Raw genomic sequence first — 16,991 nt, 5'->3', positions numbered from 1 at the left:
TTTTCTCCTCTTAAACGGCTCGTGGGTCGGTGATGTCTTCGTGCTTTGCCAGCTCAATGTCGTAGCAGCTCTCATGGATATGCTGATTAGCGTTCCATTTGGCGTAAATAAACTGCAGATGACCCCAGCCGCCCGCCAATTCCAGCGGCTGCAGGAACACGGCATTGGACATGTTCATGTTCTTGCGCTGGATGTACTGATGCGGTTCCCAGCCGTGCTCCATCATGATGGAGTTCACCGGAATGCTCGGGTAGAACTTGGCCTGGGCGTAAAAGTCGCCGTTGGCATTGAACAGCCGCACCGTGTCGCCGTCCTTGATGCCCCGCTGCTCAGCAAGCTGCGGATTGATGTAGATGTTCGGTTCGCCCCGCTGCAAACGCAGAAGGTACTTGTTACTGCGCCAGTTGGAGTGAATACCCCAGCGGGCGTGAGGCGAATAGAATTCCAAGGGGTAGTTGGACGCCTTGGGCCCCGCATGCAAACGCGCAGTGGGTACAGTGGAGTTCAACTTCTTGAACCAGGGGTGGTCACAGAAAAAGGTGATACGACCGGTCAGGGTTTCATAGGGCTTCTTGCCATCGGTTTGCGCGGTGAAGGGGTTATAGCCTTCATCCGGCTTCAGGGGCTGGTTCAGGCCGGCGTGCTCATTCATCACGATGAAGCCCTTCTCGGCGGCTTCCTCAATGGTGACGCCACCAAATTCCGGGGAGTCTTCAATGATGTGTTTGAGCACATCGTAGTCGGTGTTCAGTGTGCCCTGGCGGGTAAAGTCGTCGTGAATGGTGTGCAGATCACGGGTTACGTCACCATCCTGGATCGGGCCAATACCGCGGGCGATGGCGCGTTCCTGAATCTTCTTGGTGAGCAGCGCCATGATTTCCCAGTCGGGCTTGGATTCGCCCACCGGTTCAACCGAACGGGTAAATATGTTGGCGAAGCGGTGGTAACCCTGGGTGCGGATATCCCAGGCTTCATAGTGGCTGGCTGCCGGCAGCACATAGTCGGCCCACTCGGCGGTGGAGTCCATGCGCACGTTGATATTCACGTACAACTCTTCCGCCTGGCGCAGGTGTTCTTCGCGGTATTTCTTACTCATCTTGTTGCGGCGGAAGGTGTTGTCCGCAATGGAAATCATGCCTTTGATTTCACCGTAATACGGCATCCAGCCCTTTTCCATGGACTCGTTCATCATCTCTTCCATCTCATCGAGATCGAAGCCAACGCGTTTTTTCAGCTTTTTGTTGTCGAAGTGCTTGCGAGCACCTTCCATCATGCCGCCACGCAGGAATTCACCCAAACCACCGGCTTCCAGACGGGCTGATTTTTTGCCTTCAAAGCCGGCCAGTTCGCTCCACCGGGGGTGGTTCCACACAACCCATGAGGTATCCAGGCCACCGGTACGGCCACCGTGGCCGGTCAAGGCCAGCGTGAGGGCATAGCCCCAGCAGGTGTAGAGGCAGTTTGAGTAGCTGGAGGTGATGTAGCCCAGCATGATGATGGCTTTTTTGGACTTGGCCAGCAGGCGTGCTTCCTGGCGCACGATATCCGGGTGAATGCCCGTATGTTCCCGGGTCTTTTCCGGTGTGAACTTCGCCGCTTCCTGCTTGACCTGCTCAAATACCGTGGTGACCTTGAGGCCTTGCTCTACCGTAAAGGTGCCTTCAAGGGCCGGGTCCACATTGTCGAGCTTCAGGGTTTTGTCATCGTCACCCATGGAGCCTTTGGCTTTTACGGCCTTGTTAGTGTTCAGATCCCAGTGGTAAAACACTTCATCGGAACCCCCTTCCACCAGATCTGATTCCCGCAACAGATTGCCGGTATCCCGGCGCACCAGCATGGGCAGGTCGGTCTGTTCCTTGATGAAGTCTGCTTTGTACAGCCCCTCTTCCAGAATCACGTTTACAAAAGACATGGCCAGGAACGGATCCGAGCCCTGCTCAATAGGCATCCACAAGTCGGTATGGATGGCGCTTGGGTTGTAATCCGGTGAGGTGCTGGTAATACGTGCGCCGTTGTATTTGGCTTCCCATATGTAGTGGGCGTCCGGGATACGGGTGGCATTGGGGTTGATCATACCCAGCATGATGTAGTCGGCATCGAACCAGGCATCGGAGGTAAAGCTTTCCAGCGGGTTGCCATAGGCCAGATGAGCGCCGGTCAACAAATCCCCTACTACGGTAAAGCCATCAAGCTGGATGCCGCCTACCAAAGCCGCAAAGCGCGCAGGGCCAGACTGGCGAACCATGGTCTGGTTGCCGGAGCCCTGATGAGTCTTGAGTTTTCCGGGGCCGTGTTTGACAAAAATATCGATGATTTTGTCGGCCACTTCTTCCGTGGCCTGATCCCAGGAGATGCGTTGCCACTTGCCTTCACCACGCTCACCAGCACGCTTCAGGGGATAACGCAGGCGATCCGCTTCGTACATGGACGTGGAGTGAATGGCACCTTTCTGGCAACCGCGAGGGTTAGCATCGGGAATGTTCTCGTGAACCTGAGGGTATTTTGCGATCTGCTCTTCCCGGATAACTATGCCGTCTTTAACGTACACGTCCCAGGCGCAGTTACCCATGCAGTTGATGCAGTGTGCCGCGTGGCCGACGCTATCCCACGTCCACTCGTTGCGGTACAGGTCTTCCCAGTCACGATAGGGGTACTCTGTAGCCAGGGTATCTTTTATTGGCTGTAGCCGGTTCAACGCCCAAACATTGCCACTGAGCATGACCCCGGTACCCGTTGCGCCCAAACCTTTGAGGAAATCGCGGCGCTTAAGCTTCCACATTCCCATGACTCTCTCCTCATCGACAATTGCCGCTTTTCGCCGATCAAGGCCGGCTGCGGCTTGTTTATGACCTGTTCGTCACGCTCGAAATTAACGGGTTGTCCGATGTGCAATCTTGCGAAGGAAAGAGGTGTTAATGGCACCAGTTATCATATAAGAAACAATGTTATAAACCATCAATGCGCTTTCGTCATCGGCAACGTCTCTCAAATTATCATAGGTGAATTTTTCAAAGATGCCGTAAAATACCTATTGCCGTGAATGTCACTGCGCATCTTGATGTACGTCAAATATGAGCAAGCACATACTCAGCATATCCTTGCAAAAAGGCATGTCCTGGCGCTTACTTTGATAAAGCATGAAAGCCTGTGGATAGGTTGAGACTCTGGGGGTAGGTATGAAAACGGTACTGAGAAAGCACACGCTGATTGGCCTTATCCTTGGCGGTTTTGCCATGCCGGCAGTCGCAGTGGACGCTGATGCTGTTGCAAAAAAAATCATCACCTGTGTTGCCTGCCACGGTGCTGACGGCCAATCCACAGCGCCGATATATCCAAATCTTGCTGGCCAGGCACCAGAATACCTTGAGATGGCCCTGAAAGCTTATCGAGCGGGAGAGCGGAACGGAGGCATGTCGGCAGTTATGACGCCCCAGGCAATAAACCTGACTGATAAAGATATTGCGGATATGTCTGCTTATTACAGCAAGCAATAAATATTAGTTTTAAAATAACTAAAGTATAAATGCCAGTTTATAAAATAATACTATAAACCGGCATTTATCGTTATTATCAAACTACTTATTTGTATTAACTGCTTTTTCAGTTAAAGGCCGTTCCAGACTTCTTACCCAGCGCCTTCAGAATTTTCGCCAGAGGACAAAACCCGGTAAAGGCTGCCTGCAACATATTTGCACCCACAAATGCGGTGAACCAAAGCCAATAAACAGAATGCAATTGCGACAAAACAACACTGAGGAGAACGAACGCTCCTGCAATGGCAAACACAAGACGCTCAATAGACATAGTCATCACCTCTAAATTGATACTGCCCAGGCACTCAACCAAAAAAGCTGAAATCAGCCTCCAGATCGGGCTGGTATACTTGCCTGCATAAGCCCTAAGCACAATGGTTATAACCTTATGCCTGATCAAACCAATATCTCATATTGTCCCTGTGGCAGCCAGCGTAACTATGCGGACTGCTGTCAGCGCTACCATGATGGAGACATTGCCCCAACCCCTGAAGCGCTCATGCGCTCACGCTTCACCGGTTTTGCTCTGAAGCTGGAAGATTATTTGCGATCCAGTTGGCACCAAAGCACGCGACCAACCAGGCTGAATCTGGACGATTCACCAGACTGGGTATCGCTACGAATTATGGATAGTGGAAAAACAGGCGATACAGGCCATGTGCACTTTCAGGCTATTTATCGCATGGGGTCGGGCTGGGGATATTTGCAGGAGAATTCCGTGTTTGTGCGGGAAGATGGGCGCTGGTACTACCTCAAAGGCCAACCGGATGAAGGTATTCTGAAACCCGGGCGCAATGAACCCTGCCCTTGTGGTAGCGGCAGGAAGTTCAAGGTGTGTTGTTTGTAGAGGGTTCGTTTATTCCCCTCCGGTCGTTGTGCGCAAGATAACCCCATCATCACCAACTGCAAGGCCTAACGAGTCGTTATAGTAACTGAGCATGTTGATCCGGCCACCCACTGGCGATGCAAGTTTGCTCCAGCTGCTGCCATCCACACTCTTCAGCATGTTGCCCGACTCGGTGTAGGCGATAGATAAAGTGCCGGATGGGTTACTTCCTACCCCTCTGAAGATTTCGGTAGTCACTCCGGTAGCCTCAATCCACGTTGCTCCTTGATCAGATGATCTGTACACGGAGCCATTAGAGACAACGACAACCCCACGATTACCCGAGAATGCAGCACCTGCAAGGCGCTTCAGGGAGCGTTGGACTTCGGACCAGCTTGCTCCCCCGTTTACGGTGCGATAAATGCCTCTAATGTTCACCATCACACCAACCTGGTTGGTATAAAAATGGATTCCGACGATGGGGTTTCTTCCACCAAACACATAAGTCCAGGTAAGACCCCCATCTATTGTTTTAACAGTTGCCCCGTCACCATAGGCGTAACCAATCATGGAGTTGAAAAAGTAAAAATTGGTGAAAAGATCGGAACCAGACGGCACAGCAAGAACGCGGCTCCAGTTAAGTCCCCCGTCTTCCGATTGGAAGATACTTTGACTGCCCCCCGCAGTAAACAGTCCCGCATTGGTTGAAGCCATCGCTCTCTGCCCGCTAGGTAGCGATGAATCCTCAACCCATGTGAGCCCGCTATCGGTTGACTTATAGCTTGTGCTGCCCAGAATGTAAGCCGTACTGGCATTTTTGTAATACACGTTATAGAAGTCCTGTGGCACACGTTCAGGGAAGATACTGGTCCAGCTTGTTCCCCCATTGGTGGTGCGATAGATCTGACCTTCACCCCCCACTGCCACTGCCATGGCGGAACCCGTACCGAACGCGACGCCGAAAGTGGTGGTTTCCAACCTGCTACCGCCCGCCGGGAATTTGGTCCAGGTTATCCCTCCATCCGTGGAACGTGTAACAGAACCGCAGGTGGATACAGCCAGGGCATTGGTACCTGAAAATCTGATATCTTCCAATCTGCAATCGGCACTCCCTCCTGCAGCATTAATTCCCGGCACCTTCGTCCAGGTTTGGCCGGCATCGTCAGTGCGCATCAATGAGTTCGATATATCACCAACGGCAAAACCGGTGGTGGCGCTGGTGAAAGTGACGCTTATCAGAGTGCAGGTCTGACAGCCAGCCGGTGTATCAATCCGGTTCCAGCTGGCGCCACCGTCGACAGAACGCAGGCGGGCACCGCCTGAACCCACAATTATGGCAACATCGGCATCAGCAAAACTCACTCCAAAAGCGTGTCCGAACGCCGGCACTGTGATCGGTGTCCAGGTGCCGCCACCGTCTGTGGTATGAAGAATAGTCCCGGAGTCGCCAACGGCGAGGCCCAGGTTCGCGTCAAAGAAGTGTACTTCGTGCAGTGTGGTTTCTACGGTGCTTATCTGAGGCAACCAGGTCTGCCCGCCATCATCAGTACGAGCGATAAAACCCCTATCACCCACTACATATCCTAAGGTGCTGCTGACAAAATGCATGGCGTTAACACTGCTACCGATGGCAAAACTGGTGCTCCATGTGGCACCGCCGTCAGTGGAGCGCATGAATACGCCACCGCCACCGGCCGCCACGAACACATCTGCGCCCAGATATTCAACATCTCGGAGGGTATTGCCATGGGGTTTGGGTTCTATCCAGCACCAGCCAGCTTGCGCACCGCCCGAACAGGCCAAAAGTGTTTGGGTAACTGTAATTACGGCATCGCTGCTGGTAACGCTATTCACCGGGTTGGTCACAATCACTCTGTAAACAGCGCCGTCGTCCGCTGCGAGGGTGAGCACGGGAGTGGTATAGCTGGCGGCGTTGGCACCTGCAATATCTGTATTGTCCCGTTGCCACTGATAGCTTAATGGAGCAGTGCCCCCTGCAGTCACTGTGAAAGTGGCCTTTTGGCCTTGTTCAACTGACTGCGCCAAAGGCTGGGTTGTAATTGTCGGCGCAGCCAATGCGGCATTTACCGTCAGGATGGCCGCAGCGCTATCAACAGATCCGTTGTCATCGGACACCCGCACCGTAAAGCTGGCACCCGTGTCTGCCAATGCTGCAGTCGCCAAGGTGTAGCTGCTCCCTTGCGCGCCGGCAATATCACTGCCGTTTCGACGCCACTGGTAGCTTAGTGTCCCGGTCCCTTTAGCCGCTACGGAAAACAGGGCAGCCGAACCTTCTGTTACAGTTTGACTGGTTGGCTGGGAGCTAATCGAGAGCGCCGCGGGAGCTGTATTATTACTGTTATCGTTGTCCCCGCCACAGGACGCCAGTAACGGCACCATGATCAGCGTTAGCCAAAGAAATACTCTTGGAAAGGCGCCACTCGGGCGAATAGATGGGCTAAAAAAGACGTTTCTGCTATTAAAAATATCCATGGCTGAGACACCCCCGTGGGTGGAGTTTTCCGTTCAGCCGAACCAATATCCAGCGGATACGGTTACTGTATCCATATAGGCAGGGGGTTGGGATCTGTCAAATAAGCTCACCAGGAAACACTTATCAAAACCACTCATCTCTGATGGGTGTTCCATACAGTCCACTGATGTGGTTGATATTTCTACTTCCCAATGCAAAACGAACCAAAAATCTTTCCAAGCAAATCATCCGGCGTAATCTGCCCTGTGATTTCTCCCAAGGCATCCTGGGCTGCCCGTAAATCTTCAGCCAACAACTCACCAGCACCATAGCCTTCCAGCTGCGCCTGGCCTTGTACAAGAAAGTCCTTTGCACGCTCCAGCGCATCCAGATGCCGGCGACGGGCCAGAAAGCCACCTTCGGTGGTGCTGGCAAAGCCCATGCATTGCTTAAGATGGTCCCTGAGCACGTCCAGACCATCGGTGGACTTGGCTGCCAGTCGAATCACTGGTGTACCGTCGCCAGATACCTCTGAAAGCCCTACGCTTTCGCCACTCAGATCAACTTTATTCCGGATTACTGTAACCGGTGCAGCAGCGGGTAGCTGGTCGATAAAATCTGGCCAGATTTCATGGGGTGCGGTTTTCTCAGTGGTGGTCGCATCCACCATTAACAGAATTCGATCTGCCTGACGTATTTCATCCCAGGCACGAGCAATACCTATTTGCTCCACTTCATCCGGGCTGTCCCGCAGACCAGCGGTATCGACAATATGTAGAGGCATACCATCAATGTGGATGTGTTCCCTCAGCACATCCCGTGTAGTGCCTTCAATGGCAGTTACAATAGCCGCTTCGCGACCGGCCAGGGCATTGAGCAGGCTGGATTTTCCGGCGTTGGGGCGCCCTGCAATTACAACCTTCATGCCATCACGCAGAATGGTGCCTTGCTGGGCTTCGCCCAGAATATCCTCGAGTTGTGCCAGCAACGCCTGCAGATCAGTGGCTACCTTGCCATCGGCCAAAAAATCGATTTCTTCTTCCGGAAAGTCGATGGCAGCTTCTACATAAATCCGCAGGTGTGTAACAGCCTCAACCAATGTTTCGATCCGCCGTGAAAACACTCCTTGCATGGATCTTACTGCACAGCGAGCCGCCTGCTCTGAACTGCTTTCAATGAGATCGGCAATGGCTTCGGCCTGGGCAAGATCCAGTTTGTCGTTAAGGAATGCACGCTCTGAGAACTCCCCAGGGCGAGCCAGCCTGGCCCCGAGTCGACGGACTTCCCGCAACAGAAGATCCAGAATGATGGTGCCACCATGGCCCTGCAACTCAAAAACGTCTTCCCCGGTAAACGAGTGCGGATTCGGGAAAAACAGCCCGATGCCTTCATCTATCAACTCGCTGTTCTTATCCAGAAAAGGCCCGTAATGGGCGTATCTGGGCTTTGGCGAATACCCCAGCATTGCGGTGGCAATGTCCTTTGCCAGTGGCCCAGATACTCGAACAATTCCTACGCCAGCCTGGCCAGGTGCTGTGGCTATGGCTGTTATGGTGTCGGGCGTATTGGAGATTCCAGGGTTCTGGTTCATGGGTAATGCCTCTTCCACAGCAATTTTGTGCATTCCTGAAACAGTAAAGGCCCCTTTGCGGAGCCTCTACTGAACAATCAAACGGTCACAGGATCAGTGCTTTTTTGTGGCCATTTCTGCTTCGATTTTGCGAGTAATGTACCACTGCTGGCTGATCGAAAGAATGTTGTTTACCAACCAGTAGAGTACCAGACCTGCCGGGAACCACAGGAAGAAGATGGTAAATACTACTGGCATCAGCTTCATGATCTTCGCCTGCATGGGATCGGGAGGCGTCGGGTTCAGGCTCATTTGCAACATCATGCTGGCGCCCATAAGGATCGGCAGAATGAAGTAAGGGTCCATTACCGAAAGGTCGTGGATCCAGAGCATAAATGGCGCATGGCGCAGTTGTACGCTTTCGAACAGTACCCAGTACAGGGAGATAAACACTGGCATCTGTACCAGAATTGGCAGGCAGCCACCCAGCGGATTGATCTTTTCTTTCTTGTACAGCGCCATCATTTCCTGAGACATGCGCTGGCGATCATCGCCGTACAGTTCTTTCAGACGGGTAAGCTGTGGTGCAACTGCCCGCATACGCCCCATTGAACGATAGCTGGTTGCTGATAGTTTGAAGAACACAGCTTTAACCAGAACGGTCAGCAAAATAATGGATACACCCCAGTTTCCTACCCAGCTGTGGAACCATTCCATGATGATGAACAGCGGCAAGGAGATGAAGAACAGCCAACCGAAATCGACAGTACGGTCGAGACTGGGTGCAACAGCTTCAAGACGATCGATAATCTTCGGCCCTACATAGGCACTGGCACCGATTTCTGTAGTTTCGCCCGGTGCGACTGTTGTTGCCGGGTATACAAAACCCATTACATGCAGGGGACCACGGCGAGTGGTCTGGAATTGTGCGGGTTGGTCCCGATCAGGGACCCAGGCAGCAAGGAAGTAGTGCTGCAAAAATGCCATCCAGCCGTTAGTGACTGTTTCGTTAATGCGCTTGTCTTCCAGATCACCAAAGTCATATTTTTCGTAAGGGTCTTCAGGTGAACTGGTCACCAGTCCCAGAAACGCCTTGATACCCATGCTGGGGCCAGACGTAGGATCTGGTGACTGGTCACGAACAATCTTGCCGGTAAAGTTACCCTGCCAGTTCTCACTGGAACGGTTATCAATCAGATAACGAACGCGAATCTCATAGCTGTCACGGGCGAACTGATAGCGCTTGGTGATTTGAACACCGTTATCCATGGTGTGAACGAGATTAACGGTCAGTTCGTTTTCGCCTTCCGCAAGTTCATAGCTGGTGGCATCTGTGGTGTATACGGGAGCTTGTCCGTTCTTGGCACTATCCGGGCCATTTTGGCCAATCAAACCGCTTTCAAGCACATAAAAACGGTTTTCAGTGTTGTTGAGAAGCGTGAGAGGTTCTTCACTATTCAGCGACTTGTTATAGCTAAGTAGAGAGCTTTTGACGAGGTTGCCACTAACACGATCAACAACCAGATCCAGTACATCGGTGCGGATTGTGATGTATTGATCACTTACGCTTACACCGGAAGAAGCAGGACTGGATACGGATTGGCCAGTTTCCGGTGTTGTAAATTCTTCGTTTGCACGATTTGCGGTTGTGCTCCCCTGGGAGACCTCGCCTGGAAGTACCATGGCATCAGCCGAACTGTTATCGGACTGGATACGCCCGGATTCTGCAACCTGCTCAGTAGGAACCGGCTGGTGATAATCTTCGTTCCAGGCAAGTACCATCAGATAACTGACAATAGCCAGGCCGGCAAATAATACGATGCGTTGAATATCCATAGAGTTACTGTCTGGTCTGGGTTGTTATTGGGGAATGGTCAGCCCGAGGGCAACAGGAGGTCGTTTCTTCTGGAGCAGAGTTTACAGTGCCAGGTACTGGATCGTAACCGCCTTCGGCCCAAGGGTGGCATCTCAGCAGGCGTTTAACTGACAGATAGAGACCTTTCAGTGAACCGTGATGAGAAATAGCTTCCACAGCATATTGTGAGCAGGTTGGATAATGGCGGCAATGGCTGGCCATTAGCGGGCTGATGGCATACTGGTAGAAGCGGATGGGAAAAAGAAGCAACTTTCGCATTAACCTGTTCCCTCACCGGCAGAAGTGGTTTCTGCTGGCCGAGATGGCGGTAGCTGATAGTATTTTTTCGATAACCGATGCCAGAGACCATCGAGAGAAGCACGGACGGCGTGATTGTCCATTGCTGCTAGCCCTTGGCGTCCAAGAACGATGATATCCATTCCGGGAAGTTCAGGCTGGTTACGAAAGGTTTCCCGTACCTGGCGCTTGATCCGGTTTCGCTGAACAGACAGTTTCAGGTTCTTTTTCGCAAATACAAGACCGATCCTGGCATGTCCGAGATTATTCGGAGTAGCCAGGATCAGAAAATTCCTGTGCGGAACCTTCAGCTGTACGTCGTTGAAGACTTTGCCGTAATCAGCTGGCCGTAGCAGGCGATGTGATTTCGGAAAATTCAAAGCCTTCATGAGGCGAACGACAGATTACGCAGACAGACGTGCACGGCCTTTGGCACGACGACGGGAAATTACCTTGCGGCCGTTGGCAGTTGCCATACGGGCACGGAATCCGTGAACGCGCTTACGCTTCAGTACGCTTGGTTGAAACGTTCTTTTCATGGTGACTATCTCACAATTCGTGTGTTGGACATTCAGGAAATGGCTTAAAAAATTAATAGCCAAAACAGGAGCGGCATTCTATGCAAATTCTGCTGAGGGTTCAATGTTTATTGGTAGGGGCTTATGCCGATGCCGGATTGTATGTTCGGGGAGGTTGGAAAACAAACCAGCCACCTGGAGGTGATCAGCAGAATAATAGTAGTTATAGGTCTTTTTAATATTCTTTAAAGAATTCTATTATTACTGTTATTACAGGGGCTGTTTTCTGTGGAGAACTGAAATTATACTAATAAAATCATATAATTGGGTCATTGATAAAGGATCGTAAAAGTGGCCCTAAGCCCTGTGGATGAGTTCATAACGGATTGTGGACAAGTAGGGATGAGGGAAGAGGTTTGAGTTATCCACCGAAAGACAAGGTGATTGTGCACAGAGCTGAGGATCGGTTGTACACACAGGGTTGTGTGTAACTGTTCAGTCAGGAATTTTCTGTACACAAGGTTGTACACAAGTATGTAAAATATTGATAAATAGGTAGATAAATTTCCACAGGGTGTTCATGAAGAGCCTTTTGCTCTTTCACTGAAGGGTCTGGCGGGTTAGAATCCGTGGTCATCTTTCGGGATCGGACAGTTGTTGTCAGGTCCGAGAAAATTATGGGTTATCGGGAGCTGGCTGTCGTGCCGAACAGACTGTGGCATCAATGTCTTGAAGTACTCCGGGATGAGTTTCCCGCACAACAGTTCAATACCTGGCTCAGGCCTCTTCAGTCTGATCATCGGGAAGGGCAACTGATGTTGTTTGCCCCTAACCGTTTTGTGATGGACTGGGTCCATGAGAAGTACCTCCGTCGTATAGAAGAAGTGCTGAAGGATTTAAACGGTGGCCAGGCTCCACGAGTAGGAATGAAAGTAGGCTCAGCTCCCCGGGAAAGTGAGCCGGTTGTGCGCTCCGAGCTGGTTAAGCAGGATACCGGCAAGCGGATTCAGGAAGAGTCCGGTGGCAGGGTGACTGAAGAAGAAAAGGTTGTTGCAGCAACTTCAGGCGGTAACCGGCAAGCACAGCTTAATGAGTACACATCCAACGGTGGGCGCAGGCCGGTTCAGGTAGAGGGTGATATCAAGCACCAGAGCTTTCTGAACGAGGGCTTTACGTTTGACACTTTTGTAGAGGGCAAGTCGAACCAACTCGCACGAGCCGCCTCCATGCAGGTTGCCGAGAACCCCGGTGGTGCATACAACCCGCTGTTCTTATATGGCGGTGTGGGTTTGGGTAAGACCCACCTTATGCACGCAATCGGGAACGACATTGTTCGCCGCAACCCTAACGCAAAGGTTGCTTACTTGCGGTCTGAGCGATTTGTTGCCGATATGGTCAAGGCATTGCAGCTGAACGCCATCAATGAATTCAAGCGGTATTACCGGTCAGTCGATGCCTTGCTGATTGATGATATCCAGTTTTTTGCCCGTAAAGAGCGCTCACAAGAAGAGTTCTTTCATACCTTTAATGCGTTGCTGGAAGGTGGGCAGCAGGTCATCGTAACCTGTGACCGGTTTCCGAAAGAAATCGTGGATATGGAAGAGCGTCTAAAGTCCCGCTTTGGCTGGGGGCTTACAGTGATGGTTGAGCCCCCTGAGCTGGAAACGCGGGTTGCGATTCTGATGAAAAAGGCTGAGCAAACCAATGTTAAATTAAGCAGCGAAGCCGCTTTTTTTATCGCCCAGAAAATACGATCAAACGTGCGAGAGCTCGAAGGCGCGCTTCGTTTGGTGATAGCGAATGCTCACTTCACCGGCTCGGAAATTACGCCGCCGTTTATTCGGGAAAGCCTGAAAGACTTGCTTGCCCTGCATGAGAAGCAAGTAAGCATAGATAACATTCAGCGTACTGTGGCTGAGTACTATAAAATCAAAGTTGCGGATCTTCATTCCAAGCGGCGCACTCGTGTGATAACCCGGCCCCGCCAAGTCGCCATGGCGTTGTCCAAAGAGCTGACGAATCACAGCTTGCCGGAAATTGGCGATGCGTTTGGTGGTCGAGATCACACCACCGTTTTGCATGCGTGCAAGAAAATTGTGGAGCTTCAGGAAACAGATCCTGGTATCCGCGAGGACTATCAGAACTTTATGAGATTGCTGACCACCTGACTTCTGTGCAGAAGATGTGTGAAGCCTCAAGCAAAGATTACATTCATCCTTCCAACAATAGAAAGCTGAGTGACATGAAACTGACGATCAGCCGTGAATCCCTGCTCATACCTTTGCAAAGCATTGCCGGTGTTGTTGAAAAAAAGCAGACCATGCCGGTACTGTCCAACGTATTGCTGGTAGCCGAAGACAACACCCTGGTTCTGACCGGGACAAATATGGAAGTTGAACTGGTCGGCCGGGTAACACCTGTCCATGTTGACCATCCAGGGCGTATCACCGTCCCTGCCCGCAAGCTTTCAGATATCTGTCGGTCTCTAGGAGACGAAGCGCCAATCGAGCTTGTGCTTGAAGGCGATCGTTTGCATGTACGATGTGGTGCAAGTCATTTTACCCTGTCTACCCTGCCTGCTGAGCATTTTCCCAATGTGGAAGATGAGCCTGAGAGTTTCCGGCTGGAGCTGCCGCAGAAAGAACTGAGGCGTATGTTCGACGCAACTGCCTTCGCTATGGCCCAGCAGGATGTGCGTTACTATCTCAACGGTTTATTGCTTGAAGTAGATAAGGACCACGTGCGCACGGTTGCTACCGATGGTCACCGGTTGGCTATGGCCCACGTTCAGTTGAACACCGGTTGTGCCGAACCTCGGCAGGTAATTGTGCCTCGTAAAGGCGTGCTTGAGTTGTCGCGCCTGCTGGATGATGTAGAAACACCCGTTACTCTGGTTATTGGTGATAACCATCTGCGAGCGACGGTTGGGTCGTACACGTTTACCTCCAAGCTGATTGAAGGCAAGTTCCCGGACTATAACCGGGTAATTCCCCGCGGCGGTGACAAGATTGTCCTGGCAGATCGTGGCACGCTTAAAAACACCCTTCAGCGCGCCGGAATATTGTCCCATGAGAATATCCGCGGTGTTCGGCTGAACCTGGCCACAAACGAATTGCAGGTGTTTGCAAACAATCCGGATCAGGAACAGGCCGAAGACGCGCTGCCAGTGGATTATCAGGGCGAATCACTACAGATCGGTTTTAATGTAGGCTACCTGATAGATGTAATGAATGCGCTGGATGATGAGCAGGTAAAGATCACCCTGTCGAATCCCAACAGCAGTGCATTGATCGAATCGCAAACTGATAACCGCTGCCTTTATGTGGTTATGCCGATGAGGCTATAGGAGATAAGAAATGGGCACCGTAACGAACGGAATCAAAGGCGTATTCAGAATAGGGCAAACACTTTCTGTACTCGGCCGAACCGGTGTCAATTGGGTCAGGGGGGAACGCCCCCCTGCTCCGCGTATGCTGCGCCAGACTTTCGAATCACTGGGCGCAACCTACATTAAACTCGGGCAGTTCATCGCCAGTTCACCGACCTTCTTCCCGAAAGAGTATGTGGAGGAATTTCAGTACTGTCTTGATCGTACGCCTAATTTGCCGTTCGGTGTTATAAAAGGAATTATCAGTAAAGAGCTGAATCGGCCGATTGATCAAGTGTTCTCCGAGATTGATCCGGTAGCTCTGGCCTCCGCCTCCATTGCCCAGGTACATGCGGCGCGCCTGGTGACTGGCGAAGACGTGGTCATCAAAGTCCAAAAGCCAGGTGTTGAAAATATCCTGCTGACCGACCTGAACTTCCTGTACCTATCGGCACGTATCCTGGAAACCCTCGCACCCAAGCTCTCCTGGACGTCTCTCTCAGGTATCGTTGAAGAAATTCAACGCACTATGATGGAGGAGTGTGACTTTATTAAAGAGGCGAACAACCTCAAGGTATTCCGGAAGTTCCTTCATGATACCCATAATGAAGATGCAACAGTCCCAGCGGTATATGAGCATGCTAGTACTCGCCGGATCCTGACGATGGAGCGGTTCCACGGTGTACCCTTAACGGACCTGGAAAGCATCCGCGGTTATGCAAAGGATCCGGAACGAACGCTGATCACGGCCATGAACACTTGGTTTGCCAGCCTTACGAAGTGCGAGTTTTTCCATGCGGATGTCCACGCAGGCAATTTGATGGTGTTGAAGGATGGGCGCGTAGGGTTTATTGATTTTGGTATTGTTGGACGTATTCGCCCAGACACCTGGGAAGCGGTCAGTGATTTTATATCGGCAGTGATGGTTGGGAATTTCGAGGGCATGGCAGATGCCATGATCCGTATCGGGATTACCAAGCATACCGTGAAGGTAGACGATCTTGCTGCAGATTTGCGCAAACTTTACCAGCAAATGGATAAAATGGTGCCCGATCATGTCCCTTATCAGGCGGACCAGGCTGAGGACGACGTGAATAGCATTCTTATGGATATGGTGAAGGTCGGTGAAAGCCACGGCCTGCACTTTCCGAGGGAGTTCGCTCTGCTTCTGAAACAATTCCTGTATTTTGATCGATACGTACATATTCTCGCGCCGGAAATGGATGTGTTTATGGACGACCGCCTGAATATGCTTCACTGAAGGCGGTCGCCTTCGCAAGCCTGGTTTTGTACACTAAGGCAGCAATTCGTGTGATTCGCGAGTTGCTGCCTTTTTTCGTGGATTCGTTCCATTCCTCTTGCTGCCGCGACGAGCTTTGCTTCCTATGGCGCTGGTTAAACTTCATACCGAGTTTTTTCGCAACCTGTCTCCTGCTGAACCTGTTTCCTTCTCACCGTCTTTCAACTTTCTTCACGGTGCGAACGGTAGTGGCAAAACAAGCGTGCTCGAAGCAATTGGTTATCTGGGTTTGGGCCGATCCTTCCGGGTGAGTAGACATCAGGCAGTTGTGCAGCATGGCCAGCAGCGTTTCACCGTGTTTGGTGGCCTGGATCATGGGTTTGACAGCGATCGTAATAATCCTGGAGAAGGGGCTCTTGCCCATCGCCTGGGGATCTCCCGGGATGTTGCGCAAAAAGAAACGACGTTGCGGGTCGATGGAGAAAGTGTACGCAGCTTATCTTCGCTCGCGATGCATTTGCCAGTTTCGGTAATCGATCCGGGCGTGTTTGACATTGTCGCGGGAGGTCCCGGAAAACGTCGGCAATTTCTCGATTGGGCAGTGTTCCACGTGGAACCTTCTTTCGCTTCAAGCTGGCAACAGTGCCAGAGAGTCACATCACAGCGGAATCAAACGCTGAGAAATGGTAGACTAGACGAATCCATGTTGCGTATCTGGGATACCCAGTACGTGGCACTGAGCGAACGAATAAGCGATGCCCGAAAGACCGCCTTTGATCAGTTCAAAAGGGCGTTCGACAGCCTGGTTCACGAAGTGGATGTGAGTTGGACAGACGGGCTGAAACTTGAATTCTACCCTGGATGGGACACGAGTCAGTCTCTGGCTGATGTGTTGGTACGTCACAGGGAGCAGGAAGCCCGCATGGGGCATACCCTTTATGGGCCAAACCGTGCAGACATCCGCATCAGGTTTCAGGGACGACCGGTGGCGGAAACCTTTTCTCGCGGCCAGCAAAAGACCCTCGTCATTCTGATGAAGATTGCCCAGAGCATGGTGTTAAACGATCTTGGAAAGCAGGTAAGCTTTTTGGTTGACGATATTAACGCCGAGCTGGATGAGAGCCACAGAACCATGCTGGCTCGGAAGTTACAGCAGTTACGTTGCCAGGTATTTATTACCGCCATTGAACATCCTGATCCGGAGTCGTTGTGGCAGAATAACCAAATACCTGATTACCGAATGTTCCACGTGGAACATGGCAAATTGAAGGAAGAATAAAACCGGCCTACCGACCTTTTAGCCGCACAAAAT

14 protein-coding genes are annotated in these 16,991 nt (G+C 51.6%); 6 read left to right on the top strand and 8 right to left on the bottom strand.

Annotated features, from left to right (window positions below):
- Window positions 1-10: 10 nt before the first annotated feature.
- Window positions 11-2,785, bottom strand: coding sequence for a chlorate reductase subunit alpha (gene clrA, locus FE848_RS04875; protein ID WP_200201614.1), 2,775 nt, complete (start codon window positions 2,783-2,785; stop codon window positions 11-13).
- Window positions 2,786-3,176: 391 nt separating this feature from the next.
- Here clrA and FE848_RS04870 point away from each other — a divergent pair, with 391 nt between their 5' ends.
- A complete protein-coding gene (locus tag FE848_RS04870; protein WP_227715150.1) occupies window positions 3,177-3,494 on the top strand; it encodes a c-type cytochrome in 318 nt (105 codons plus the stop codon).
- A gap of 106 nt (window positions 3,495-3,600) precedes the next feature.
- Here the strand turns inward: FE848_RS04870 and FE848_RS04865 are convergent, their stop codons facing one another.
- A complete protein-coding gene (locus FE848_RS04865; RefSeq protein WP_200201613.1) occupies window positions 3,601-3,804 on the bottom strand; it encodes a DUF2892 domain-containing protein in 204 nt (67 codons plus the stop codon).
- 117 nt (window positions 3,805-3,921) lie between these two features.
- Between FE848_RS04865 and FE848_RS04860 the strand changes: the two genes are divergently transcribed.
- Entirely contained in the window at window positions 3,922-4,380 is a 459-nt protein-coding gene (locus FE848_RS04860) for a YchJ family protein (protein WP_200201612.1), read from the top strand.
- 9 nt (window positions 4,381-4,389) lie between these two features.
- Here the strand turns inward: FE848_RS04860 and FE848_RS04855 are convergent, their stop codons facing one another.
- From FE848_RS04855 to rpmH, 6 genes are all read right to left on the bottom strand, one after another.
- Window positions 4,390-6,852 carry a YCF48-related protein gene (locus tag FE848_RS04855; protein WP_200201611.1) on the bottom strand — a complete coding sequence of 821 codons (2,463 nt, stop codon included), beginning with the start codon at window positions 6,850-6,852 and terminating at the stop codon, window positions 4,390-4,392.
- Window positions 6,853-7,034: 182 nt separating this feature from the next.
- On the bottom strand, window positions 7,035-8,423 hold the full coding sequence (mnmE, locus tag FE848_RS04850; protein WP_227715149.1) for a tRNA uridine-5-carboxymethylaminomethyl(34) synthesis GTPase MnmE: 1,389 nt from the start codon (window positions 8,421-8,423) through the stop codon (window positions 7,035-7,037).
- 93 nt (window positions 8,424-8,516) lie between these two features.
- Window positions 8,517-10,238, bottom strand: coding sequence for a membrane protein insertase YidC (gene yidC / locus FE848_RS04845; RefSeq protein WP_200201610.1), 1,722 nt, complete (start codon window positions 10,236-10,238; stop codon window positions 8,517-8,519).
- Between the two features lie 4 nt (window positions 10,239-10,242).
- Window positions 10,243-10,536 (bottom strand): membrane protein insertion efficiency factor YidD, encoded by a 294-nt coding sequence (yidD, locus tag FE848_RS04840; protein ID WP_200201609.1) that lies wholly within the window; start codon window positions 10,534-10,536, stop codon window positions 10,243-10,245.
- Window positions 10,536-10,943, bottom strand: coding sequence for a ribonuclease P protein component (rnpA, locus tag FE848_RS04835; protein WP_200201608.1), 408 nt, complete (start codon window positions 10,941-10,943; stop codon window positions 10,536-10,538). The genes yidD and rnpA overlap by 1 nt, the downstream gene beginning before the upstream one ends.
- A gap of 15 nt (window positions 10,944-10,958) precedes the next feature.
- A complete protein-coding gene (rpmH, locus tag FE848_RS04830; protein WP_008172542.1) occupies window positions 10,959-11,093 on the bottom strand; it encodes a 50S ribosomal protein L34 in 135 nt (44 codons plus the stop codon).
- A gap of 680 nt (window positions 11,094-11,773) precedes the next feature.
- On the opposite strand from rpmH, the gene dnaA reads away from it, so the two are divergent.
- The 4 genes from dnaA (at window position 11,774) to recF (ending at window position 16,958) form a co-directional block, all read left to right on the top strand.
- Window positions 11,774-13,240 (top strand): chromosomal replication initiator protein DnaA, encoded by a 1,467-nt coding sequence (dnaA, locus tag FE848_RS04825; RefSeq protein ID WP_200201607.1) that lies wholly within the window; start codon window positions 11,774-11,776, stop codon window positions 13,238-13,240.
- A gap of 74 nt (window positions 13,241-13,314) precedes the next feature.
- Window positions 13,315-14,418 carry a DNA polymerase III subunit beta gene (gene dnaN / locus FE848_RS04820; protein WP_200201606.1) on the top strand — a complete coding sequence of 368 codons (1,104 nt, stop codon included), beginning with the start codon at window positions 13,315-13,317 and terminating at the stop codon, window positions 14,416-14,418.
- A 10-nt stretch (window positions 14,419-14,428) separates the two neighbouring features.
- Window positions 14,429-15,700 (top strand): ABC1 kinase family protein, encoded by a 1,272-nt coding sequence (locus FE848_RS04815; RefSeq protein WP_200201605.1) that lies wholly within the window; start codon window positions 14,429-14,431, stop codon window positions 15,698-15,700.
- A gap of 124 nt (window positions 15,701-15,824) precedes the next feature.
- Window positions 15,825-16,958, top strand: a complete 1,134-nt coding sequence (recF, locus tag FE848_RS04810; RefSeq protein ID WP_200201604.1) for a DNA replication/repair protein RecF — start codon at window positions 15,825-15,827, stop codon at window positions 16,956-16,958.
- The last annotated feature ends 33 nt before the right edge of the window (window positions 16,959-16,991 follow it).

It is taken from the genome of Marinobacter sp. 1-3A (assembly GCF_016597775.1).
GTDB lineage: Bacteria > Pseudomonadota > Gammaproteobacteria > Pseudomonadales > Oleiphilaceae > Marinobacter > Marinobacter xiaoshiensis.
Note: the sequence above shows the minus strand (reverse complement) of the source record. Positions and strands in the feature narration are given on the sequence as shown.